4 tRNA genes are annotated in these 400 nt (G+C 50.5%); all 4 read right to left on the reverse strand.

The features are described from left to right. Positions 1-3: 3 nt before the first annotated feature. Positions 4-78, reverse strand: a tRNA-Gln gene (locus EP737_RS22715). A gap of 62 nt (positions 79-140) precedes the next feature. Beyond that, positions 141-225: transfer RNA gene (locus EP737_RS22720), tRNA-Tyr, on the reverse strand. Positions 226-245: 20 nt separating this feature from the next. Next, a tRNA-Val gene (locus tag EP737_RS22725) sits at positions 246-318 on the reverse strand. A 6-nt stretch (positions 319-324) separates the two neighbouring features. Continuing rightward, positions 325-399 (reverse strand) — tRNA-Glu (locus EP737_RS22730). Position 400 lies beyond the last annotated feature (1 nt).

The raw sequence follows: 400 nt of genomic DNA on the forward strand, positions 1-400 counted from the left end.
AAATGGCTGGGCTAGCTGGATTCGAACCAACGAATGACGGAGTCAAAGTCCGTTGCCTTACCACTTGGCTATAGCCCATTAATGAAAATCCATGTTTCATTATTTTTTCACGATTTTCTAAATTTCATACAAAAAAATAATGGTGGAGGGGGACGGATTCGAACCGCCGAACCCCGAGGGAGCGGATTTACAGTCCGCCGCGTTTAGCCACTTCGCTACCCCTCCGAGATAAATATAGGAAGAAATGGAGGATGACGGGCTCGAACCGCCGACCCTCTGCTTGTAAGGCAGATGCTCTCCCAGCTGAGCTAATCCTCCATATGTTGGTGACCCGTACGGGATTCGAACCCGTGTTACCGCCGTGAAAGGGCGGTGTCTTAACCGCTTGACCAACGGGCCA

This window comes from Ectobacillus funiculus (genome assembly GCF_004138295.1).
Lineage (GTDB): Bacteria > Bacillota > Bacilli > Bacillales > Bacillaceae_G > Ectobacillus > Ectobacillus funiculus.